We start from the raw sequence: 21,227 nt of genomic DNA on the forward strand, positions 1-21,227 counted from the left end.
CGGGGCCGTCTGCGGACGGCCGGATCCTTCGCCTCCCACCCGGGTGCGGCCTGATCCCGGGCCCCGCCTGGGTAGGGTCGCCGGATGCGCCAGTTCGCGGAGGAGGAAGCCCTGTCGAGGGTCGTGCGGGAAGCACGGGGAACCGCGGTTCACGTCGTCAGGGTCGAGCGGTTGCGCGGCGGAAGCAAGAAGGGCGTGTACCGCGTCCACACGGACGGACCGCGGCCGGAGCGAGTGATCGTCTACAGCTGGGCCGAGGCCGAGAACTTCTGGCCCGGCGCGGACGGCGTGGACGCGGCCCACCCCTTCGCACCGGCCTCCGGCCTCGTGCCCTTCCTGGCCGCTCAGCGCACGCTGGACGGCCTCGGCGTGCGGGCCCCGGCCGTCCTCTTCGCCGACGACAGCCGAACCCGGTATCCGGCTGACGTGGCGGTCGTCGAGGACGTCGCCGGGGGCACGCTGGAAGCGCTGCTGAGGGCGGATCCCGTACGGGCGTCGGATGCCATGAGCGAGCTGGCGGCCATGCTCGACGTGATGCACCGGCAGCGCAGTGCGCCGTACGGCCGTGTGGACGTACTCGGACGCGGCGACCTGGCGAGCGGGGAGTCGTGCCAGGGTTTGGTGCTGGAGCGGGCTCTCGGCGATCTCACGGAGGCGGCCGGCCGGGACCCGAGGATCGGTTCCGCCGCGGCCCCCTTGCAGGACCGTCTGCGCGAGCTGGCCGCGCGGGTGGCTCCGCGCAGCGAGCACGGGCTGATCCACGGCGAGCTCGGGCCCGACCATGTCCTCGTCGACACCGCCGGGCACCCCGTCCTCATCGACATCGAGGGGCTGATGTACTTCGACGTCGAGTGGGAGCACGTGTTTCTGAAGCTGCGCTTCGGTGAGCGGTACCGGGCCCTGTCCCGTCCCGGACTCGATCCGGCCCGGCTCGACCTGTACACCCTCGCGATGCACCTCTCCCTGGTGGCCGGTCCGCTGCGTCTCCTCGACGGCGACTTCCCGCACCGCACCGTCATGCGGCAGATCGCGGAGCACAACGCGGACGAAGCGCTCGCCCTGCTGCCCCGCTGAGCAGCGGCGGGAATCGAATGGAGCGTCCGGGCGCTGGGTGAGGTGTGAAGAAAATCGGCTTCCTCTCCTTCGGGCACTGGTCGCCCGGGGAGTATTCCCAGACCCGGACGGCCGCGGACATGCTGCGCCAGTCGATCGACCTCGCGGTCGCCGCCGAGGAGATCGGCGTGGACGGCGCGTACTTCCGGGTGCATCACTTCGCCCGGCAGGCGTCCAGCCCGTTCCCGCTGCTCGCGGCGATCGGGGCGCGGACCTCGACGATCGAGATCGGCACCGGCGTGATCGACATGCGCTACGAGAATCCGCTCTACATGGCGGAGGACGCGGGCGCCGCCGACCTCATCGCGGGCGGCCGGCTACAGCTCGGCATCAGCCGGGGTTCACCGGAACAGGTCATCGACGGCTGGCGCCTGTTCGGGCACGAGCCGGCTGCCGGTGAGACGGGCACCGACATGGCACGCCGCCGCACCGAGGAGTTCCTCAAGGTCCTCGACGGCGAGGGGTTCGCCCAGCCCAACCCCCGGCCGATGTTCCCCAACCCGCCCGGTCTGCTGCGCGTCGAGCCGCACTCGGAGGGCCTGCGCGACCGGATCTGGTGGGGCTCCGGGTCGAACGCGACCGCGGTCTGGGCCGGCGAGCTCGGGATGAACCTGCAGAGCTCGACGCTGAAGGACGACGAGACGGGCGAGCCGCTGCACGTCCAGCAGCGCAAGCAGATCGAGGCGTACCGGGAGGCCTACCGGAAGGCGGGCCACACCCGGGAGCCCCGGGTGTCGGTCAGCCGCAGCATCTTCGCCCTCACCGACGACCTCGACCGGGCGTACTTCGGGCGTGACAGGCGGTCCCGCGACCAGATCGGCATGATCGACGACACGACCCGGGCCATCTTCGGGCGGTCGTACGCCGGGGAACCGGACGAACTGGTGAAGCTCCTGCGGGACGACGAGGCGATCCAGGCCGCCGACACCCTGCTGCTGACGATCCCGAACCAGCTGGGCGTCGACTACAACACGCACGTGCTGGAGAGCATCCTCACGCACGTGGCACCCGAACTCGGCTGGCGCTGAACGCACCGACCCGTGACCGGGGCCTCCGGTCACGGGTCGCACAGGGGGGCCGTGAGCGTGTGACGCCCACCCCCTTCGCCCGGGGAGGGAGTTCAGCGGTCTGCTCTCCCGGCTCGCGAGGGCCCTCGGGGCCACGATCGTGCCCGGGGGGGCGGCGCCCTCCTTCCTTCACGAGGAGGAGCGCCGCCCTCCCCCTGCCGCCCTCCAGGACACGGTCGTCATCGCGTCGACCGCGGACGCGTTTCAGGCAGCGTCGGAGGCGTGCCGACGCGCCGCGAAGCGGGGCGGCGGCCGGTGCCCTCCCCGGCGTTCAGCTCGCCGTTCCGGGGACCTGCTTGTTGGCGTCGACGACGGCACGCTGGGTGATCGCGCTGGTGAAGGTGACGGTGCCCACCTCGAACGGGCTGTCCTCCACGGCCTTGACCACGACGATGCGCTCGCCGAGGAACCGCAGCGTCTTCTTGTCGAAGATCCACTCGGTCCGCTCTCCGGCGGTGCCGTCCTCCCGGGCGATGGCGACGCCGTGCCGGCCCGTGGCGTCGACCGCGTCCTCCACCGCGACCACTCCGGGGATCTTGGCGGCGGCCTTGTAGAGGGCCGCGCTGACGTCGGCGGGCGGGTAGCTCTCGGTCAGCAGATCGCCGATGGCGACGAACGCGGCCTGGTCGCGCGGCACTTCGTGGTCGCGGGTGGCGTCCGACTCGCGGTAGATGCGCCGCAGCAGCGCGTCGGGGTCGGTCGGCAGCGTGGCGAGGACGTCGTAGGCCCCGCGCATCCCCACCTCGCCGGCGAGGGTGATGCCCTCGTCGCCCGTCCGGCCGCGTTCGATCAGCCAGCCGTCCTTGCCGTCGAGGGAGTTCCAGACCTGCCGGGGGTGCAGTTCCTCGCTGACCACCGTGGTCTTGTCGCCGACGGTCCTGGGGTAGGTGCTGGCCACCTTCGACGCGATGTAGATGTACTGGCCCTCGCGCGGCGTGGGCGTGGAGGTGTCGGCGGCAGCCAGGGAGATCCGGTCGAGGAGCCGGGGGGCTCCCTTGGCGTCGGCGGCGCCGACGGTGGTGGTCAGGGCCGGGCCGGTGGCCAGCGCGGTCGTGCCGCCGTCCGGGGCGCCGCCGCGGAGGGCGAAACCGCCCGCGACCGCTCCGGCCAGCGCCAGGGCCGCCGCGGGCAGCAGGACCGTACGGCGCAGGAACGGGTTGGGGCGGCGCCTCGGAGGCTCGGGGCGGGTGGTGGTGCGCAGGTCTTCGTGGATCCGGGCCATCAACTGCTCCTTGTGGAACTGGTGGCGGCCCGCCGGCAGATCCCGCTCGACACAGGGCTGCAGGCTCTGCGTCTCCGTCCACTCAGCCGGGTGAGGCTGGTGGGAGGGGCTGGCGTTCATCGGTTTCCTTCCTGTGCGGACCGGACCGCGTATCCGCGGTCATCCTGTATCTGCCGGTTTGCGGGGATGGGTTCCCGTTTTTCGCGAAGCAGTTGCGCGTCGGTGAGCCGGCGCAGCTTGCCGCGGGCGCGGGACAGGCGGGAGCGGACCGTCCCGACCGGGATCTTGAGGACGCGCGCCACTTCGGCGTACGCCATCCCCTCGTGCAGGCACAGGGTCAGCACTTCGCGCTCGGGACGCTTGAGCAGGCTCAGGGCGGTCAGCGTGGCATGGAGCGTGCGCCGGTCGTCCAGCCGTCCGGCGATCGCCTCGGCGTGGTCCTCGACGTCCTCCATCGCGGCCGCCGCGGCGTTCGCCGCCGCGCGGTAGCGGCGGTCGCTGCGGTGGTGGGAGCGCGCCACGTTGGTGGCGATGCCGAGCAACCACGGCCGCAGCGTGCCCCCTTCGGCCTCGACCGTGTCCCTGCGCCGCCAGGCCTCCATGAACGTCGTCGCCATGACGTCCTCGGCCGTCGACCAGTCGACGGTCAGGCGGAAGGCGTGGTTGTACACCGCGCGGGCACACTCGTCGAAAAGTTCCGCGAAGGCATCCGGGTCCCCGTTGCGCACCCGCGCTCGTCTCTCTGTGGTCACGACTTGAACTGTCGGCCCGTGCTGGGGAGTTCCCATGACCTGCGTCACATTCGAACGACTGGAGCCGGTGTCCCGCCGGGTGTCGTGAGGCCGCGGCGCGTGAACGGCCGTCGCCTCGGCACGCCGCCCGTTCCCGCGCGGCCCGTCGCCGTTGTGCACGTCCGCCTCCCCGTCGACGGCATTGTTCACCACAGGGGTGCCGACGGCGGCAGGCGGAACCGAGCCGGGAGCGTGCGGCGTCGCAGCCACCAGGAAGGATCACGTCGTCGCCGGGACCCGGCGGATCACCCGTCGCGCCGGACGTACCGTCTCCCGGTCCGCGCTGTCGGCGTACCGGCGGACGGCGACGCGGAAGCACCCGCTCGGCCGGGTCGCCCTCTTCCGGCGCGCGGCGGAATGCGCGTGCCGGCCGCCTGTGGTGAGCTGATCACGTCGAGCCGGCTCGTGCGCGGGAGGCCGCCGCGCCCCGGCGACCCAGGGAAGGGCGGAATGACGGAACCCAGGAAGCGGCAATTCCCTTGGTACGTCGTCGCGGCCGTGGTGTTCGCCGTGGGCATGGCCGGCACCACGCTGCCCACGCCGCTGTACGGGCTCTACCGCGAGGAGATCGGCTTCTCGCAGTTCATGATCACCGTGATCTTCGCCGTGTACGCCGTCGGGGTCATCGTCGCCCTGCTGATGGCGGGCAACTTCTCCGACGTGCTGGGCCGCCGGCCGGTGATCTTCGCCTCGCTCGTGCTGTCGGCCCTGTCCGCGCTCTGTTTCCTCTTCCAGGGCGGGCTTCCCCTGCTGTTCGCGGGCCGGGTGTTCTCAGGGTTCGCCGCGGGGCTGCTCAGCGGCGCCGCCACCGCGGCCGTCACCGAGCTGGCCCGCCCCGACGAGCGGGCGCGAGCCGCGTTCGCGGCCACCGCGGCGAACATGGGCGGGCTGGGGTGCGGGCCGCTGCTGGCCGGAGTCCTGGCCGAGTACGCCCCCCACCCCCTGCGGCTGCCCTTCCTGGTCCACCTCGGGATGCTGGCCGTCGCCATGGTCCTGGTGGCGGCGCTGCCCGAGTCCGTGCACCGCCCGGTTCCGCGTCCGCCGCTGCGCCCCGAGGGCATGGTGGTGCCGCCGCAGACGCGGTCCGTCTTCGTGCCCGCGGGGCTGGCGTCCTTCGCCGGCTTCTCGGTACTGGGCCTGTTCACCGCTGTGGCCCCGTCGTTCGCCGCGCAGTACCTGGGCGTCGACAACCTTGCGGTGGCCGGGGCGATCGTCCTGGCGGTGTTCCTGGCGTCCACGGCCGGGCAGCTGCTGAACCGCGCCGGTCCGGGCCGCGCCCTGCCGCTGGGCTGCGCCATCCTGATCGTCGGCCTCCTCCTCATCGGCGGCTCGCTGCTGGCGGAGTCCCTGGGGGTGCTGGTGGCGGGCGCGGTCGTCGCCGGGATCGGGCAGGGGATGTCGTTCCGCGCCTCGGTCGCCGGGGTGGCGCGGGCCGCCCCCGCCGAGCAGCGCGGGGCGACGATCTCCGCCCTCTTCGTGGCCGCCTACGTCGGCATCTCGCTGCCCGTGGTCGGCATCGGCGCCCTCTCCGTTCCCCTCGGGCTGCGGAGCGCCGGTCTGGTCTTCGTGGGGTGCGTCATCGTCGTCGCCGCCGCGGTGACGGTCCATCTCGTGCGGCGCAGCGACCTCACGACCTCGCGGGCCGACACCGCCCGGCGGTGACGCGGGCGTACGTGCGGGGTGAGGCGCGGGCCGTGGTCTAGCATGACCGACGTGCCAAAAGTGATATTTCGGTCATAGGGGTGATGGCGAGCCCACGGAGAAGAACGCCTGAGCACCACTCTGCCCTCCCCCACGGTGCCCCCGCGCACTCGCGAGTCCGGACGAAAAGACACGATGCTCACACTCGACGCGGTCCTGCACGGTCTCGCCACCGCTGCGGACGAGCCCGCCCAATTGCTCCCCGCCCGGCAGCAGATGGCCTTCACGCTGGGCTTCCACATCATCCTGGTCCCGTTCGGCGTCGCCCTGACCAGCCTCACGCTCATCGCCCACCACCGGGGGCTGCGGCACGACGACTCCACCGCCCTGCTGCTGGCCCGGCGCTGGTCGAAGGCGGCGGCCGTCCTGTTCGCCGTCGGCGCGGTCACCGGCACCGTCCTCACCTTCGAACTGGGCGTCCTGTGGCCCGGCTTGATGGGTACCTACGGGTCCGCGTTCGGGTTCCCCTTCTCCATCGAGGGCCTGTTCTTCTTCCTCGAGGCGATCTTCGTCTCGATCTACATCTACGGCTGGGACCGGCTGCCCCCGCGGGCCCACTTCTGGACCGGCGTCCCCGTGTCCCTGTCCGGGATCGGCGGCACCGCCTCCGTCGTCGCCGCGAACAGCTGGATGAACCAGCCCGGCGGCATCACGATGCGCGACGGGAAGGTCGTCGACGTCGAACCGGCCGAGGTGTTCTTCAACGGCGCGTTCTGGGGCGAGACGATGCACATGCTGCTGGCCGCGTACATCGTGGCGGGCTTCACCGTCGGCGGCGTGTACGCGGCTGGTCTGCTGCGGGGGCGCGACAACCACTACCACCGCACCGGGTTCCTCATCGGCTTCGTGACGGCAGCCTGCCTCATGCCGGTCCAACTGCTCGTGGGCGACACGATCGCCCGTGACGTCTTCAACGACGAACCCGCCAAGTTCGCCGCCATCGAGATGGTGCCCACGACCGACGACCACGTGCCCGAGACACTGGGCGGCGTCCTGATCGACGGCGAGGTCCGCTACGGCTGGCAGATCCCCGACCTCGGCTCGATCCTGGCCGACTTCTCGCCGTCCACGACGATCAAGGGGCTCGACGCGATCCCCGCCGACGTACGGCCCGACGACCGCACGGTGAGCGTCGTCCACCTCGCGTTCGACGTCATGGTCGGCACGGCCAGCCTGCTGACCCTGCTGGCGGCGTGGTTCGCCTGGCTCTGGTACCGGCACCGGCGCGTCCCGCGGAACCGCTGGTTCCTGCGCGCCGCCGCCGTCAGCGGCGCCCTCGCCGTGCTCTGCCTGGAGAGCGGATGGGTCGTCACCGAGGTGGGACGGCAGCCCTGGACCGTCGTGGGCCTACTGCTGACCCGCGACGCGGTGACCACCGAAGGCAACATCTGGGCGCTTTTCGCCTGCGTACTGGCGCTGTACTGCGCGGTCGGCACGGCGGCGATCTGGGTACTGCGCTCCATGCGGCGGCGCTGGCGCGCGGAAGGGGACGACAACGTCACCGTTCCCTACGGCCCGGCGCCCGAGCCCGTGGCCGCCCGACCGGGACCGAGGGAGCAGTAGATGCAGGACACCGTCGCCGTCCTCCTGTTCGTCGGCGTGATCGCCTACGCCCTGCTCGGCGGGGCCGACTTCGGGGCCGGGTTCTGGGACCTCACCGCCGGGGGCGCCGACCGCGGCCGCCGCCCCCGGCAGCTCATCGACGCCTCCATCGGGCCCGTGTGGGAGGCGAACCACACCTGGCTCATCTACTGCCTGGTCATCCTGTGGTCCGGCTTCCCCACCGCGTTCACCGCCATCACCACGACGCTGTATCTGCCCCTGGTGTTCGCCGCCCTCGGCATCGTGCTGCGCGGAGCCGGTTTCGCGTTCCGTCACAACGCCCTGCGTACACCCGAGCAGCGGCTGTACGGGGCGGTGTTCGCGCTGTCCAGCGTCCTCACGCCGTACAGCTTCGGCGCGATCGCCGGTGCCATCGCCTCGGGCCGGGTGCCGACCGGTGGCAACGGCAACGCGCTGACGAGCTGGAACCACCCGACCTCCCACCTGGGCGGCGTCCTGGCCGTCGTGGTGTGCGCCTACCTGGCCGCCGTGTACCTGCACGTGGAGGCGCGGCGCGCCAACGATCCCGCGCTGGTCCGGTACTTCCGCGACCGGGGTCTCGCCGCGGCCGCCGCGGCCGGGGTGGTGTCCGTGGCCGGCATCTTCGTCCTGCACGCCGACGCCGAGCGGCTGTTCCACGACCTCAGCCATGTCGCGCTGCCGCTCGTCATCGGGGCCGCGGTGTGCGGCGTGGCCTGCATCCTCCTGCTGCTCACCCACCGCACGCTCCTGCTGCGGCAGACGGCGGCCGCGGCGGTGGCGCTGGTGGTGTGTGGGTGGGGTGTCGCCCAGTACCCGTATCTGCTGGGCACCCACCTCACGATCGACGAAGGCGCCTCCCCCCGGGCCACGTTGCAGGTGCTGATCGTCGTGGCCTGTGTCGCCGGGGTCACGGTCCTCCCCTCCCTCGTCCTGCTGTTCCGGCTCGCGGGCCGGGGACGCCTCACCGTCCACTAGTCAGGGCTTCGCGGGCGATCTTCGCGTGCCGCAGGGCGAGACGGCCCGGTCCTCCCCCACCCGGGACCGCCACGAGCCGGGCGGGCCCGGCCCCGGCGCCTCGACGCGTACCCGGACCTGCCCCGGCTCGGGCTCGGGCTCGGGCCGGTCCTCGATGACCAGGGGTGTCCCGAACTCCGGGACGGCCGCCGCTGCTTTCGTGGTGTCCTGTCCGTCGATGCCGGCCGAGTCAGTCGTGGGCGACGACGGCGACGGGGGCGATGGCGTGATGCATGACCGCGTGGGTGACCGCTCCGATGTGGACGCCGAACGGATTGCGGCGCACCCGGCGCCCCACGACGACGAGGGAGGCGTCGAGGGCCGCGTCGATGAGGTGGTTCGCGGGGCTGCCGAGCCGGGACGCCTCGGTCACCTCGACGTCCGGGTACTTCTCCCGCCACGGCAGCAGCACCTCGGTGAGCGCGGCGGCCCGCTCGCGGATCATCCCCTCGCGGGGGTCGACGCCGGCGGCCAGGCTGTAGACGTAGGACGGCGGCAGGTTCCAGCCCGCGACGACGGTCAGGGTGGCCTCGCGGCGCCGGGCCTCCTCGAACGCGAACGAGATCACCGTCCCGTCGGGGCTGCCGGTGTCCAGGCCCAGGACCACGGGCCGGAAGGCGGTGGCGGCGGACGGTATGCCGGCGGGGTCCTTGACGTGTTCGTCGGCGGCCTGTTCGCCCGCCCGGACGAGCACCACCGGCACCTCGGCGCGGGCCACCACCGACTGGCCGACGGACCCGACCAGGAAGCCCGCGAGGCCGCTCAGCGCCCGCGAGCCCAGGACCAGCAGTTCCGCGTCCCGAGCGGATTCGAGCAGCACGTCCGCGGGTGCTCCGGGCCACTGTTCGGTGGTCACCTCGACCCCGGGGTGCCGTAGCCGCAGCCCCTCGGCGGCGCTCCGGGGGATCCGCTCGGTCCAGTGCCGCTGCGTCTCGGTACTGAGGAGCGGGGCCTGTGCCAGGGGGTCCGGAATCGGCTGCCACACGTGGAGGAGCCGTACCGGCGCCCTGCGGAGCGTCGCTTCGCGGGCCGCCCACTCGGCGGCTGCCCGGCTCTCTACCGAACCGTCGAGTCCCACGGTGATCGTGCGGGCCATACCGGTCTCCTCCTCGGTCCGCTGTCCTGCTTCCACCCTGTCCTCAGGCCGCGACGCGGGACAGGGGTCCGTGGTCCCGGGGCGGGGCCGATGGTCCCTCACGGCGGACGGCGGAGGGGGCGGACCCTCGGACGGCACCGGGCCACGGTTGAATGAGCGGATGGATGAGACCGCCGCACTGCGACTCCGTCAGGCCGTTCGGCGGACCGCGGACCGCACCCGCGACCGTGCCGCCACCGGGGTGGGCCCGGAGGAGGCCGATGAGGTGGCCGGCACGTTCGGCACGGACGGCGCGCTCGGCTTCGACCCGTTCCCCTTCCTGCGGGCGCTGCACGAGGCCGGTTCCCGGGCGGTGGTCGTCGGCCAGGTGGCCGGCATCCTGCACGGCTCGACGGAGCTGACGGGCGACCTGGACCTGCTGTGGGACGGCACACCCGGGCAGGCGGACGCCCTGCGCCGGGCGCTGTCCGCCTCGGGCTGCACGGACCTGCCCGAACTGGGCCGCCCGCAGGTGCTCTACCGGGTGACCGGCGCGAGCGGCGACCTCTGCACGCCCGCCCTGCCGTGGGGCGCCATGGACGTGGCACCCTGCCTCGACCGGGCGGCCGTCACGTACGACCCCGCGGGCTTCGCCATCGCCTACGCCGGCCTGGACGACCTGATCGCCATGCGGCGTTCCCTCGGCCGCCCCAAGGATCTGCGTCGCGCGGCCGAACTCGAGGGCCTGCGCGCCTGAGGGATCACCGCTCGCGAGGGCGGGACGGCCACCCCTCGTGGACCCGGGTCAGCAGCTCCGTCCGGCGCCGGCCCTCCGCCTCACTGAGCGGTGCCGGCGGCTCCGCGTCGGCTCGCCCGGCCGGCGTCGCGCACCGCTCCACGGTCTCCCCGCCCGCCCACGACCCCCGGTCGCGCGGGTCGGGGGCGCGGACGACCAGGCCGGCGTCCTCCAGGCAGTGGGCCAGGAGGACCACGTCCTTCGCGTCGAAGCCCGGGCGGCGCAGCGGATCCGTCTGCGCGACCGCCGCGGCCGAGACCGCGGACTCCCTCTGCCTGCCGGTCACCGGGACTGTTCCGTACCGTCCGCCGGAAGGCGGTCCGGCAGTCCGAGGTGCGGGAACTGGTCGCCGTCGAAGATGGTGATCTCCGTGATCGCCCCGCCCGTGATGCGCAGGACGTCGAGCGTCAGCGGCAGGTACGCGTTCTCCCGCTCCCGCCAGAGGTAGTAGGCGACGGCGGGCTGGCGGTTGACGGCCGTGGGGATGGGGCGCAGGCCCTTCATGCCGTCGTAGCCGTCGTCGATCCAGCTGTTCACGACCGTGTCGCGGCCGACGGACAGGCCGGGCGTGGGCGGCATCGAGCATCGGACGTCGTCCCGGAGCATCGCGGTGAGCGCCGGGATGTCCGTGGCCACGCTGGCCTCGGTGAAGCGGCGCACCAGGTCGCGGGTCCCGGCGTCCTCCTCGCCGCCGGTCCAGTCCTGGCGCTCGGCGGGCAGGTGCTCCCGCAGACCGGCGCGGGCCCGCTGCAGGGCGCTGTTGACGGAGTTCACCGAGTCGCCCAGGAACTCCGCGACCTCCTTGGCCGGCCAGCCCAGCACGTCCCGCAGGATCAGCACGGCCCGGGGGCGCGGCGCGAGATGCTGGACGGCGACCAGGTAGGCCAGCTCGATCGTCTCGCGGGCGACGGCCACCGATTCCGGCTCGTCGGCGCCGTCCGCGGACAGTTCGTCGAGGAGGCGGTCCGGGTAGGGCTGCAGCCAGGGCACCTCACCGCGGGTCGCCGGTTCCGGGCGGCACTTGGCGAGCAGGTCGAGGCAGGCGTTGGTGGCGATGCGGTACAGCCAGGCCCGGAACGTCGACCGTCCCTCGTAGGTCTCCCGGCGGCGCCAGGCACGGAGGAACGTCTCCTGCACGGTGTCCTCGGCGTCCTCGAACGAACCGAGCATCCGGTAGCAGTGCACGTGCAGCTCCCGCCGGTGCCGCTCCGCCAGGCCCGCGAACGCCGGCTCCCCGATCTCGCCCAGCCCGTGGGGGGTCAGGTCCTTCTCCAGCCGGGTGTCGGCACTCATCGCGTCGTCCTTCCGCCTCGTCGTGTCCCGTCGTACGTGTGACGGGCGCGGGCACGAAAACTCATCACCGGCGTGGTCCGTGTCGCGGGGCGTCGCCTGCCGGTTCCGCCGCGGGAACACCCCGGGCCACCCCGTGGCGGACGGCTGCGGCGGCACCCGCAGGTCGCCGGTGATGTCTTCCTGGAGCCGGACGAGGCGCTCCACGCGGTCGACCGGGCTCTCGACGGCGCGCCCGCCGACACCGACGCAGCCGGTTCGGCGAGCCGCATCGACCGGGTCCTGCCCCGAACGTGCTCAGTCGGTCAGGCCCAGCGCCCCCGCTGCCTGAATCGCCAGCCAGACCTCGGCCAGAGCCCCCGTCGATGTCAGATCACGGTCGGCGAGAGCACCGAAACGGCGCAGCCGGTAGGCGAGGGTGTTGGGGTGGATGTGGAGCGCCGCCGCGGCCGTCTCGGTGCGGCGGTCGCGCTCCATCCAGGTGCGGGCGGAGACCAGCAGCTGCGAGTCATGGGTTTCGTCGTAGCGCAGGACCGCACCAAGCACGTACTCGACCAGCGCGGTCAGGGCAGCGGGGTCGTCGGGCAGCCACCGGCCCGTCGAGTCGTCGCCGTACCGGACGACGGGGCGACCCGACTCCACGGCCTTGGCGACCGCCCAGAGCGCCTCGCGCTGGGCGACCTTCAGCGCGGCGCCCGGCAGGAAGGTGCGGCTGACCCCGGCTGCCCCGGCCTGAAGCTCACCGACGGCCACCGCCAGCTCCGACGGCCCCAGGACGTAGCGGTCCTCGCCTCGGGTGAGCAGCAGATGGGGTCGGTCCTGCAGGCAGGACAGCAGCGCCTCGTCGGTGGTGTGGCGCACTACGAGGAGTACGGTGTCGCCCTCGATGGCGTGCCGGGCGAGCCGGCGGCGCGCCACCTCCGGGTCGAGCGCCTCCTGCAGTAGTTCGGCCAGTGTCTCCGCGCCCTCGCGGCGCAGCGTCTCGCGCTCGTTGCGTATCATCGCCAGCCGCAGCGCCGCCACCGTGGCGATGTGCTGGACGACGGCGAGTCCCGCGGGCTGGGCGCCCTGACGCTCGTATGCGACCAGAAAGCCCGCCGGGCCGCCGGGCGCGGGCACCGGGAGGACGAAGCCCCCGGGGATCGTCGGCGGGGCGTCGGTGGAAGCGGGCAGGACGGCGGGATCCGGCACGGGAATACCGGGCAGGAGCGGGTGGCCCTGCGGTGTGCAGAGATAGACGTCGTAACCCGACAGGGCTTCGAGACGGCGCAGAAGTGTGGGCGTGTCGAGATCCTCGGCGACCAGCCAGCGCAGCGCGCCGAAGACCTGGAGCTGCGCGCCCAGCCGGTACCGGGCGTCCTCCTGGGCCGCGGCCGCGACTTCCTGGGCGACCGCGATGAACGGGACGGCGAGCGGTACTTCGAGAACCGGGAAGCCCCGCTCCTCCGCCGCCTGGAAGAACGCATAGTGCAGCGGGGGCATGTGCAGCTGCGCGGAGAGGGCGAGAGCGGACACTCCGGCGTCGTCCAGCCGCTCCACGTAGGCGCGCTGTCCGGCCGCGGTACGGGGGACCGCCAGGCCCGCCGTCATGATCACCTCGGCGCCCAGGAGCCAGGGCGTGGGATCGGCAAGCTCGCTTGCGTGCGCCCAGGAGACGGACCGGTCCAGACCGGCGCTGCCGGCCTTCACGGAGAGCTGAAGCGCCGGGAAGGAGAGCAGATCGCCGACGGTGAGTTTGTCGCTTGCCACACAAAACAGCGTACGGCTCTGTGGCAGACACAATTGTCGCTGGTCAATCGCGGGCCGCACACTGTGCACCGTCGCCTGTGCATGACCGGAAGATGGAGCACCCATGACGGCCTCGATAACCGAGATAGAGACCTATGGTGTCGAGCGGATCCCGGACAAGGACCGCTCAGCCCGTCCGATCGATCTATTCCGGCTCGCCTTCGGCGGTGCCAACACTTTCGCGACCTGTGTGCTGGGCGCCTTCCCGATCCTGTTCGGCCTCTCCTTCTGGCAGGGTCTCGCGGCGACCGTCCTCGGTCTCGTGGCAGGTGCGCTCCTGCTGGCCCCGATGGCGCTGTTCGGCCCCGCCAACGGCACGAACAACGCGGTCTCCTCCTCCGCGCACCTGGGCGTGCACGGCCGGGTCGTCGGCTCGTTCCTCTCCCTGCTCACCGCCATCGCCTTCTTCTCGATCTCGGTGTGGTCCTCGGGGGACGCGCTCGTCGGCGGCGCGCACCGGCTCGTCCACGTCCCGGAGTCGGACCTGACCTACGGCATCGCGTACGCGATCTTCGCCGGGCTCGTCCTGGTCGTCTGCATCTACGGATTCCGGTTCATGCTGCTGGTCAACAAGATCGCGGTGCTGGCGGCGTCGGCCCTCTTCGTGCTCGGCGCGTTCGCCTTCGTGGGCGACTTCGACCCCGGTTACGCAGGAACTTTCGCCTCCACGGCCGACCCGCTGTTCTGGCCTTCGTTCATCGGCTCCGCGCTGATCGTGCTCTCCAACCCGGTCTCCTTCGGCGCGTTCCTCGGTGACTGGTCCCGCTACATCCCGGCCGGGGCGCCGCGCCGCCGGGTGATGGGGGCCGCGTTCCTCGCCCAGATCGCCACCCTGCTGCCGTTCCTCTTCGGCCTGGCCACCGCGTCGATCATCGCGGCGAAGGCCGAGAAGTACGTCGACCCTGCCGCCCCCAACTACGTGGGCGGACTGCTCGCGATCTCACCCGGCTGGTACTTCCTGCCGCTCTGCCTGATCGCCCTGATCGGCGGCCTCTCCACCGGCACGACGTCCCTGTACGGCACGGGGCTCGACTTCTCCAGCGTCTTCACGCGCTTCAGCCGCGTCCAGGCCACCTTCTTCATCGGTGCCCTGTCCATCGCGTTCATCTTCGCCGGCCGCTTCGCGCTCAACCTCGCGCAGTCCATCTCCACCTTCGCCACGCTGATCATCACCTGCACCGCGCCGTGGATGATCGTCATGACGCTCGGCTATGTCACCCGGCGCGGCTGGTACGACGCGGAGGCTCTGCAGGTCTTCAACCGCCGTCAGCGCGGCGGCCGCTACTGGTTCACGCACGGCTGGAACTGGCGCGGCATGTCGACCTGGCTGGTCTCCGCCGTCGTGGCGCTTCTCTTCACCAACCTGCCCGGCCAGTTCGTCGGCCCGCTCGGCGATCTCGCGGGCGGCACCGACATCTCGCTGCCGGTCGGCCTCGCCCTCGCGGTCGTGCTCTACCTCGCCCTGCTCGCTGTGTTCCCCGAACCGCGCGCCGTGTACGGACCGGCCGGGCCCCGATTCGTGCGGGCGTCGGATGCCCCGGTGCCGCCGATCACCGGTGACAGCGGAGAGACCGTCACCGAGCCCGCCGTGGCCCAGTGAGGCCCCGCCGTCACCTACGTGACCGAACGCCTCGCGTTCCGGCCTCGACCGCCGAACGCCCGTGACCAGGAGCCGTGCATGAGCACCACCACCGTCCAGGAGGTCCGGACCGCTGCGGACGCGCTTGTCGCCGCCTTCGCCGAAGGCCGTCTCGACGACTACTTCGGCGCATTCGCCCCGGACGCGACCTTCGTCTTCCACACCACCCCGCAGAGGCTCGGCTCCACGGCCGAGTACCGGGCGCTGTGGCAGCAGTGGGTGGAACAGGACGGCTTCCGGATCCTGGGCTGCACTTCGTCCGCACAACTGATCCAGCACTTCGGCGACACAGCCGTCTTCAGTCATGACGTCGAGACCCGGGTCGCCACCCACACCGGCGAGGAGACGGTCCACGAACGCGAAACCATCGTCTTCACCCGCGACGACGACGGCCGCTGGGTCGCCGTCCACGAGCACCTGTCCGCCCGTACCGCCACCTGAGCAGGGGATACGTTCCATGAGCACCACCTTCCGCAACTACGTCGACGGTGCGTTCGCGGACGCCTCGGACGGCCGCACGCTCGATGTGGTGGACCCCACCACCGGTGAGGTCTACGCGACGTCCCCGCTCTCGGGGCCCGCGGACGTGGATGCCGCGATGGCGGCCGCGGCCTCGGCGTTCCCCCTCTGGCGTGACACCACACCGTCCGTACGGCAGCGGGTACTGCTGAAGATCGCCGACGCGATGGAGGCACGGGCCGACGAACTGGTCGCCGCGGAGAGCCGGGACACCGGCAAGCCGCTCCACCTCACCCGCAGTGAGGAGCTCGCCCCCGCGATCGACCAGGTCCGCTTCTTCGCGGGCGCGGCGCGCATGCTGGAGGGCCGCTCGGCCGGCGAGTACATGGAGGGAATGACCTCTGTCGTCCGCCGCGAGCCGGTCGGTGTGTGCGCCCAGGTCGCGCCATGGAACTACCCTCTGCTGATGGCGGTGTGGAAGTTCGCCCCGGCGCTCGCGGCGGGCAACGCCGTGGTCCTCAAGCCCTCGGACACCACCCCGGCCTCCACCGTTCTGATCGCCGAGATCATCGGCGGTGTCCTGGAGGAGCTGGCACTGCCCCGCGGAATCTTCAACGTGGTCTGCGGCGACCGTGAGACCGGCCGTCTGATGGTGGAGCACCCGACCCCCGCGATGGCGTCCATCACCGGTTCGGTACGCGCCGGCATCCAGGTCGCCCAGAGCGCCTCGAAAGACGTCAAGCGGGTCCACCTGGAACTCGGAGGCAAGGCCCCGGCCGTGATCTTCGAGGACGCCGATCTGGCGAAGGCGGTCGAGGACCTGGTGATCGGCGGCTTCTTCAACGCCGGACAGGACTGCACGGCCGCCACCCGCGTCCTGGTCCACGAGACGGTCCACGACGAATTCGTCGCCGCCCTCGCCAAAGCCGCGGCCGACACCAGGACCGGGCTGCCGGACGACGAGGACGTGCTGTACGGGCCGCTGAACAACGCGGGCCAGCTGGCCCAGGTCAGCGGCTTCATCGAGCGCCTTCCCGAACATGCCAGGATCGAGGCGGGCGGCCACCGGGTCGGCGAGCAGGGCTACTTCTACGCCCCGACCGTGGTCTCCGGCCTCCGGCAGGACGACGAGATCATCCAGAACGAGGTGTTCGGCCCGGTCATCACCGTCCAGTCCTTCACGGACGAGGCCCAGGCCGTGCGGTACGCCAACGGCGTCGACTACGCGCTGGCCTCCTCGGTGTGGACCAAGGACCACGCGCGGGCGATGCGGATGTCGAAGAACCTCGACTTCGGCTGTGTGTGGATCAACACCCACATGGCCCTCGTCGCCGAGATGCCGCACGGCGGGTTCAAGAAGTCCGGCTATGGCAAAGACCTCTCCGCATACGGCTTCGAGGACTACACCCGGATCAAGCACGTCATGACGTCGCTCTGAGGTCCGACAACTCGTCGGCCGCCCCGCTCTGTCCCGGGGCGGCCGACGGGTCCACACCACCGACCCCGACACCCGGCAGCTCCTCGCCCGCCTCCTGCCCGGCACCGGATCGGGCGGTTGTCCCGGACACCGGGCGGCCCATGTCCCGTTCCGTTCGTGTCCGCCCATCGTGGGCGCCGACACCGGCCCGTGCTGCCCAAGGACGGGAAAAGGCAGCCCTCCACGGGAATCCGCCGACGAAATGCTGCCCCAGTTGAACGACATCGCCACCGAGCAGGGGAAGATCGCCGGGCCGCGCAGAAGCGGCTCGTGGGCCCGACGGCGGGCCCGGGGCCGTCCTGCACCACGTGACCACGGCCTACGACATCGACGCCAACGAGATGCTCGAAGTGCTGCGCACCGGCCGGGAGAAGATGTCGGACAAGGGCACGAGCGCGAAGAAGCGGGTGGACCCGCTGCGCCGGCAGACCGGTCTGCCCCGGCACGAGGTCATCGCCGGGATGGTCGACTCCTTCCGGCACCGCTACGGCCTCACCGACGGCGAGGTGACGGACGCCGAACTCGCCCTGGCGCAGGAGCTCGCACGCGACAGGTTCTCCTCGCCCGAGTGGACGGCCCGGGTGCCCTGACGGCGCCGGGGAGCGCGGGCCGTCAGCCCATCTCCTCCAGTTTCTTGCCCTTGGTCTCCTTGACGAACTTCAAGACGAAGGGGATCGAGAGCGCGGCGAAGGCCGTGTAGATCAGGTACGTGGCCGACAGGTTCCAGTCGGCCAGGGACGGGAAGCTCGCGGTGATGGCCCAGTTGGCGATCCACTGCGCGGCCGCGGCCACGCCCAGGGCGGCGGCGCGCAGCCGGTTGGGGAACATCTCGCCCAGGAGGACCCACACGACCACACCCCACGACAGGGCGAAGAAGAGCACGAACACATGGGCGGCGATCAGCGCGACCCAGCCCTGGGTGGCGGGCAGCTTGCCGTCGACCAGGTCGTAGGAGAACGCCCACGCCTCCAGGCCGAGGCCGACGACCATGCCGACGGAGCCGATCAGCGCGAGCGGTTTGCGGCCGATCCGGTCGACGAAGATGATCGCGATGACCGTGCCGACGATGTTGATGATCGACGTCGTGAACGAGTAGAAGAACGAGTCCGCCGGGTCGACGCCGACCGACTGCCACAGCGTGGACGAGTAGTAGAAGGCCACGTTGATGCCGACGAACTGCTGGAAGGCCGACAGGCCGATGCCGATCCACACGATCGGCTTGAAGAGGAACGAGCCGCCCAGCAGGTCCTTGAACGACGACTTGTGCTCGGACCTCATCGCCGCCTCGATCTCGGAGATCCGGGCGTCGAAGTCGACGTCCTCTCCCTCGACCTCCGCCAGGATGCGCCGGGCGCGCTCCCGCTTGCCGACCGAGATCAGGAAGCGGGGCGACTCGGGGATCGCGAAGGACAGCAGGCCGTACAGGACGGCCGGGACGACCATGACGCCGAGCATGACCTGCCAGGCCTCCAGCCCCATCAGCCGGCCGCGCTGGTCGCCTCCCGCGGCGTTGAGCAGACCCCAGTTGACCAGCTGGGACATCGCGATGCCGACGACGATCGCGGCCTGCTGGAAGGAGCCGAGACGCCCGCGGTAGGCGGGCGGGGCCACCTCGGCGATGTAGGCCGGGCCGATCACGGACGCCATGCCGATCGCGAAGCCGCCCACGATCCGCCAGAAGGCGAGGTCCCACAGCGCGAACGGCAGCGCCGAGCCGACGGCGCTGAGCGTGAACAGCACGGCGGCGATCTGCATGCAGCGGATACGCCCGATGCGGTCGGCGATCCGGCCCGCGGTCGCCGCGCCGATGGCGCAGCCGATCAGCGCGATCGCGATGACCTGGGCCAGTGCGGCCGAACCGATGTCGTAGCGGTCCCGGATGGCCTCCACGGCACCGTTGATCACGGAGCTGTCGTAGCCGAACAGGAAGCCGCCCATCGCGGCCGCCGCCGCGATGAAGATGACGTGCCCGAGATGTTCGGGATGAGCCGTGGAGGCTCCTGACCGGGGTGATGGGGACGCGGTGCTGGACACGTGAGCTCCTCGGGCCGCCGGCAGAGCCGCCGGGCGATGGACGGTGATCACGGGAGTGATCAACGGCAGGGCTTCTATCCGTTGCCCCTTGCGCGCGCCGATATGCCTGAGCTGGGTCACGCTGGAATCAGCCGCCTCCCTCGGCCGCTTCGCGGGTCTGTCACAGACGGGAGGGCCGCCCGGTCAGTAGGGGTGCAAGCAGTCGTCGCCGGAGCCGTGCCGCACCAGACGGACGGCGCCGCGAACGGAAGGGAAGATCCATGAAGGTCGTAGTGATGGGTGGGACCGGGCTCATCGGCTCCAAGGTGGTCGCCGAGCTCACCGGGCGCGGGCACGAGGCGGTGGCCGCCTCGCCCAGCACCGGAGTGGACACGCTGACGGGTGAGGGCCTGGCGGAGGTCATGAAGGGGGCGTCGGTCGTCGTCGACGTCACGAACAGCCCGTCGTTCGCCGACGACGCCGTGCTGGACTTCTTCCGCCGCTCCACCGCCAACCAACTGGAGGCCGAGCGCGAGGCCGGGGTGTCCCATCACGTGGCGCTGTCCGTCGTGGGCACCGACCGGCTGCAGGAGGCCGGCTACTTCCGTGCCAAGCAGACGCAGGAGGAGATGATCCGGGATTCCGGCGTGCCGTTCTCGATCGTGCGGGCCACGCAGTTCTTCGAGTTCGCCCAGGGGCTGGCGGACTCGGCCACCCAGGGCGACACGGTGTCCGTCGCCCCCATCAGGATCCAGCCGATCTTCTCGGGGGACGTGGCGGCGGCCGTGGCCCGCACCGCGGTGGGTGCGCCGGTCGGCGGGATCGTCGAGGTCGCCGGACCGGACACCTTCGACCTGGAGGACTTCATCCGACGGGCTCTCGCGGTGCACGGCGACCCGCGCACGGTGGTGACCGACCCGCAGGGCCAGTACTGGGGCGCCACCCTCAAGGACTCCGACCTGCTGCCCGGCCCGGACGCGTCGATCGGCGCGACCTCTCTGACTCAGTGGAGCGAGCGGCAGGCCTAGGGCCTTTCGTTTGGATCATCCCGGCGTCGCGGGGCCTGGCACGCGCATCTGCGGCGTTGTCGTCACTCGCCGACACTCCGCGTCGACTCCCTCCTCCGCCTTGCAGCCGCACGCACCAGACCCCGCTCGGGCACGTCACCATGTCCCGTCGGCCACAGCCGGGCTGATCCAAACGAAAGGCCCTAGGTCGCGTCCGAGGCGCCGGGCCGACGGATTCCGCCGGTCCGGCGCCTCAGCCGTTCAGCCGTTCAGCCGTTCAGCCGTTCACACGGGCGTCGCCGGTGGTCAGGCGGGCTCGACGGGCAGCCACAGCTCGCAGGTCGCGGTGCTGAAGTCGGCCGCGCGGTCCAGGACGGCCACGATCGAGGGTCCCGTCCGCAGCCGCCACGGGTTGGACGGGAACCACTCGGTCGCGGTCGCCGCCCAGGTGGTCTGCAGCGCCTGCGGATGCGGGCCACTGGTCCGGAAGACCGCCCACAGCCCCGCCGTCACCTCGATGACGTCGAGTCCGTCCGGGACGGTCGTGTCACGGGCGAGCGCGACACCGTGCAGATAGGTCAGCTCGCTGCCCTCCGTGCCGTTCGGGTCGACGTCGTGGCTGACCTGCAGGAGGCCGGCCGGTTCGGTGTCGCTGAGGGCCTTCAGCCGAGCGTGCTCCTCCTGCGGCAGTGCGGCGATGTGCCGCTGGATGTGCGGGTTGACGCCCTGGTGGATGAGCGGGACGCGGGCGGCATGGCCGGCGAGCCGGAACGCGGGGCGGTCGACGAGACGGGTGTCCATGGGGGTGCTCCCTTCGACGGTCAGGCGGAACCTGAGCTGCGGTTGTGTGCGCAGGGGACCTCCGTCACGGCGTACCTCGCCGGGTCCGGCACCGTGGACCGCCCGGAACGCGCGTCCGAACGCCTCGCTGGAGCCGTAGCCGTGCCGGACGGCGATGTCCAGCAGGTCGGCGTCGCCCCGGACGACGTCCGCGGCGGCCACGGTCATGCGGCGCCGCCGCACGTACTCCGACAGGGGCATGCCGGCGAGCGACGAGAACATCCGGCGCAGGTGGTACTCGGTCGTACCGAGCTCACCGGCCAGTCCGCCGATGTCGAGCTCCTCGCCGAGGCGCCGCTCGACCTCGTCGACGAGCCGGTTGAGTGCCGAGATCATGAGGTCTCCCTTCAC

The 21,227-nt window shown here is 71.7% G+C and carries 18 protein-coding genes and 2 pseudogenes; 12 read left to right on the forward strand and 8 right to left on the reverse strand.

Going from position 1 to position 21,227, the window contains the following annotated elements; genetic code table 11:
* Window positions 1-84 precede the first annotated feature (84 nt).
* Window positions 85-1,074 carry a phosphotransferase gene (locus ABZ899_RS26235; RefSeq protein WP_361350533.1) on the forward strand — a complete coding sequence of 330 codons (990 nt, stop codon included), beginning with the start codon at window positions 85-87 and terminating at the stop codon, window positions 1,072-1,074.
* A 44-nt stretch (window positions 1,075-1,118) separates the two neighbouring features.
* Complete coding sequence (locus tag ABZ899_RS26240; RefSeq protein ID WP_361350534.1) at window positions 1,119-2,141, forward strand: LLM class flavin-dependent oxidoreductase; 1,023 nt, start codon at window positions 1,119-1,121, stop codon at window positions 2,139-2,141.
* 310 nt (window positions 2,142-2,451) lie between these two features.
* Here ABZ899_RS26240 and ABZ899_RS26245 read toward each other — a convergent pair whose 3' ends face one another.
* The gene (locus ABZ899_RS26245; protein ID WP_361350536.1) at window positions 2,452-3,522 is read right to left on the reverse strand and encodes a CU044_5270 family protein; all 1,071 of its coding nucleotides are present in this window, start codon (window positions 3,520-3,522) and stop codon (window positions 2,452-2,454) included.
* A complete protein-coding gene (locus ABZ899_RS26250) occupies window positions 3,519-4,154 on the reverse strand; it encodes an RNA polymerase sigma factor (protein ID WP_361350538.1) in 636 nt (211 codons plus the stop codon). The genes ABZ899_RS26245 and ABZ899_RS26250 overlap by 4 nt, the downstream gene beginning before the upstream one ends.
* Window positions 4,155-4,643: 489 nt before the next feature.
* Between ABZ899_RS26250 and ABZ899_RS26255 the strand changes: the two genes are divergently transcribed.
* The 3 genes from ABZ899_RS26255 (at window position 4,644) to ABZ899_RS26265 (ending at window position 8,453) form a co-directional block, all read left to right on the forward strand.
* On the forward strand, window positions 4,644-5,855 hold the full coding sequence (locus ABZ899_RS26255; RefSeq protein ID WP_361350539.1) for an MFS transporter: 1,212 nt from the start codon (window positions 4,644-4,646) through the stop codon (window positions 5,853-5,855).
* A gap of 174 nt (window positions 5,856-6,029) precedes the next feature.
* Complete coding sequence (locus ABZ899_RS26260) at window positions 6,030-7,457, forward strand: cytochrome ubiquinol oxidase subunit I (protein ID WP_361350541.1); 1,428 nt, start codon at window positions 6,030-6,032, stop codon at window positions 7,455-7,457.
* Window positions 7,458-8,453: a cytochrome d ubiquinol oxidase subunit II gene (locus ABZ899_RS26265; RefSeq protein WP_361350543.1), complete on the forward strand. Its 996-nt coding sequence runs from the start codon at window positions 7,458-7,460 to the stop codon at window positions 8,451-8,453.
* A gap of 229 nt (window positions 8,454-8,682) precedes the next feature.
* Here ABZ899_RS26265 and ABZ899_RS26270 read toward each other — a convergent pair whose 3' ends face one another.
* Window positions 8,683-9,588: a universal stress protein gene (locus ABZ899_RS26270; protein ID WP_361350545.1), complete on the reverse strand. Its 906-nt coding sequence runs from the start codon at window positions 9,586-9,588 to the stop codon at window positions 8,683-8,685.
* Window positions 9,589-9,748: 160 nt separating this feature from the next.
* Between ABZ899_RS26270 and ABZ899_RS26275 the strand changes: the two genes are divergently transcribed.
* Window positions 9,749-10,324 (forward strand): hypothetical protein, encoded by a 576-nt coding sequence (locus ABZ899_RS26275; protein WP_361350547.1) that lies wholly within the window; start codon window positions 9,749-9,751, stop codon window positions 10,322-10,324.
* A 4-nt stretch (window positions 10,325-10,328) separates the two neighbouring features.
* On the opposite strand, the gene ABZ899_RS26280 is transcribed toward ABZ899_RS26275, so the two are convergent.
* Window positions 10,329-10,649 (reverse strand): hypothetical protein, encoded by a 321-nt coding sequence (locus tag ABZ899_RS26280; protein WP_361350549.1) that lies wholly within the window; start codon window positions 10,647-10,649, stop codon window positions 10,329-10,331.
* Complete coding sequence (locus ABZ899_RS26285; RefSeq protein ID WP_361350551.1) at window positions 10,646-11,656, reverse strand: RNA polymerase subunit sigma-70; 1,011 nt, start codon at window positions 11,654-11,656, stop codon at window positions 10,646-10,648. Before ABZ899_RS26285 ends, ABZ899_RS26280 begins: the two co-directional genes overlap by 4 nt.
* A gap of 96 nt (window positions 11,657-11,752) precedes the next feature.
* Between ABZ899_RS26285 and ABZ899_RS26290 the strand changes: the two are divergent.
* Window positions 11,753-11,941, forward strand: a pseudogene (locus ABZ899_RS26290) (hypothetical protein); the annotation flags it as partial.
* 9 nt (window positions 11,942-11,950) lie between these two features.
* Here ABZ899_RS26290 and ABZ899_RS26295 read toward each other — a convergent pair.
* Window positions 11,951-13,402 (reverse strand): PucR family transcriptional regulator ligand-binding domain-containing protein, encoded by a 1,452-nt coding sequence (locus tag ABZ899_RS26295; protein ID WP_361350553.1) that lies wholly within the window; start codon window positions 13,400-13,402, stop codon window positions 11,951-11,953.
* Window positions 13,403-13,505: 103 nt separating this feature from the next.
* Here ABZ899_RS26295 and ABZ899_RS26300 point away from each other — a divergent pair, with 103 nt between their 5' ends.
* From ABZ899_RS26300 to ABZ899_RS26315, 4 genes and pseudogenes are all read left to right on the forward strand, one after another.
* On the forward strand, window positions 13,506-15,041 hold the full coding sequence (locus ABZ899_RS26300; protein WP_361350555.1) for a cytosine permease: 1,536 nt from the start codon (window positions 13,506-13,508) through the stop codon (window positions 15,039-15,041).
* 78 nt (window positions 15,042-15,119) lie between these two features.
* Window positions 15,120-15,521 (forward strand): nuclear transport factor 2 family protein, encoded by a 402-nt coding sequence (locus ABZ899_RS26305; RefSeq protein WP_361350557.1) that lies wholly within the window; start codon window positions 15,120-15,122, stop codon window positions 15,519-15,521.
* A gap of 16 nt (window positions 15,522-15,537) precedes the next feature.
* Complete coding sequence (locus ABZ899_RS26310) at window positions 15,538-16,977, forward strand: gamma-aminobutyraldehyde dehydrogenase (protein WP_361350558.1); 1,440 nt, start codon at window positions 15,538-15,540, stop codon at window positions 16,975-16,977.
* Between the two features lie 253 nt (window positions 16,978-17,230).
* Window positions 17,231-17,606 (forward strand): annotated as a pseudogene (locus tag ABZ899_RS26315) (lipoate--protein ligase family protein); the annotation flags it as partial.
* 22 nt (window positions 17,607-17,628) lie between these two features.
* Here the strand turns inward: ABZ899_RS26315 and ABZ899_RS26320 are convergent.
* A complete protein-coding gene (locus tag ABZ899_RS26320) occupies window positions 17,629-19,050 on the reverse strand; it encodes a sugar porter family MFS transporter (protein WP_361350560.1) in 1,422 nt (473 codons plus the stop codon).
* 260 nt (window positions 19,051-19,310) lie between these two features.
* On the opposite strand from ABZ899_RS26320, the gene ABZ899_RS26325 reads away from it, so the two are divergent.
* Window positions 19,311-20,057, forward strand: a complete 747-nt coding sequence (locus ABZ899_RS26325) for an SDR family oxidoreductase (RefSeq protein WP_361350562.1) — start codon at window positions 19,311-19,313, stop codon at window positions 20,055-20,057.
* Between the two features lie 285 nt (window positions 20,058-20,342).
* Here ABZ899_RS26325 and ABZ899_RS26330 read toward each other — a convergent pair whose 3' ends face one another.
* Window positions 20,343-21,212, reverse strand: a complete 870-nt coding sequence (locus tag ABZ899_RS26330; RefSeq protein WP_361350564.1) for a GyrI-like domain-containing protein — start codon at window positions 21,210-21,212, stop codon at window positions 20,343-20,345.
* Between the last annotated feature and the right edge of the window lie 15 nt (window positions 21,213-21,227).

This window comes from Streptomyces sp. NPDC046859 (assembly GCF_040645135.1).
GTDB lineage: Bacteria > Actinomycetota > Actinomycetes > Streptomycetales > Streptomycetaceae > Streptomyces.

What these genes read in the sequence shown, in the direction of transcription:
- ABZ899_RS26235 (WP_361350533.1), top strand. Translation starts at nt 85, where the DNA reads ATGCGCCAGTTCGCGGAGGAGGAAGCCCTGTCGAGGGTCGTGCGGGAA.
- ABZ899_RS26245 (WP_361350536.1), bottom strand. Translation starts at nt 3,522, where the DNA reads ATGAACGCCAGCCCCTCCCACCAGCCTCACCCGGCTGAGTGGACGGAG.
- ABZ899_RS26255 (WP_361350539.1), top strand. Translation starts at nt 4,644, where the DNA reads ATGACGGAACCCAGGAAGCGGCAATTCCCTTGGTACGTCGTCGCGGCC.
- ABZ899_RS26260 (WP_361350541.1), top strand. Translation starts at nt 6,030, where the DNA reads ATGCTCACACTCGACGCGGTCCTGCACGGTCTCGCCACCGCTGCGGAC.
- ABZ899_RS26265 (WP_361350543.1), top strand. Translation starts at nt 7,458, where the DNA reads ATGCAGGACACCGTCGCCGTCCTCCTGTTCGTCGGCGTGATCGCCTAC.
- ABZ899_RS26270 (WP_361350545.1), bottom strand. Translation starts at nt 9,588, where the DNA reads ATGGCCCGCACGATCACCGTGGGACTCGACGGTTCGGTAGAGAGCCGG.
- ABZ899_RS26275 (WP_361350547.1), top strand. Translation starts at nt 9,749, where the DNA reads ATGGATGAGACCGCCGCACTGCGACTCCGTCAGGCCGTTCGGCGGACC.
- ABZ899_RS26285 (WP_361350551.1), bottom strand. Translation starts at nt 11,656, where the DNA reads ATGAGTGCCGACACCCGGCTGGAGAAGGACCTGACCCCCCACGGGCTG.
- ABZ899_RS26300 (WP_361350555.1), top strand. Translation starts at nt 13,506, where the DNA reads ATGACGGCCTCGATAACCGAGATAGAGACCTATGGTGTCGAGCGGATC.
- ABZ899_RS26305 (WP_361350557.1), top strand. Translation starts at nt 15,120, where the DNA reads ATGAGCACCACCACCGTCCAGGAGGTCCGGACCGCTGCGGACGCGCTT.
- ABZ899_RS26310 (WP_361350558.1), top strand. Translation starts at nt 15,538, where the DNA reads ATGAGCACCACCTTCCGCAACTACGTCGACGGTGCGTTCGCGGACGCC.
- ABZ899_RS26325 (WP_361350562.1), top strand. Translation starts at nt 19,311, where the DNA reads ATGAAGGTCGTAGTGATGGGTGGGACCGGGCTCATCGGCTCCAAGGTG.
- ABZ899_RS26330 (WP_361350564.1), bottom strand. Translation starts at nt 21,212, where the DNA reads ATGATCTCGGCACTCAACCGGCTCGTCGACGAGGTCGAGCGGCGCCTC.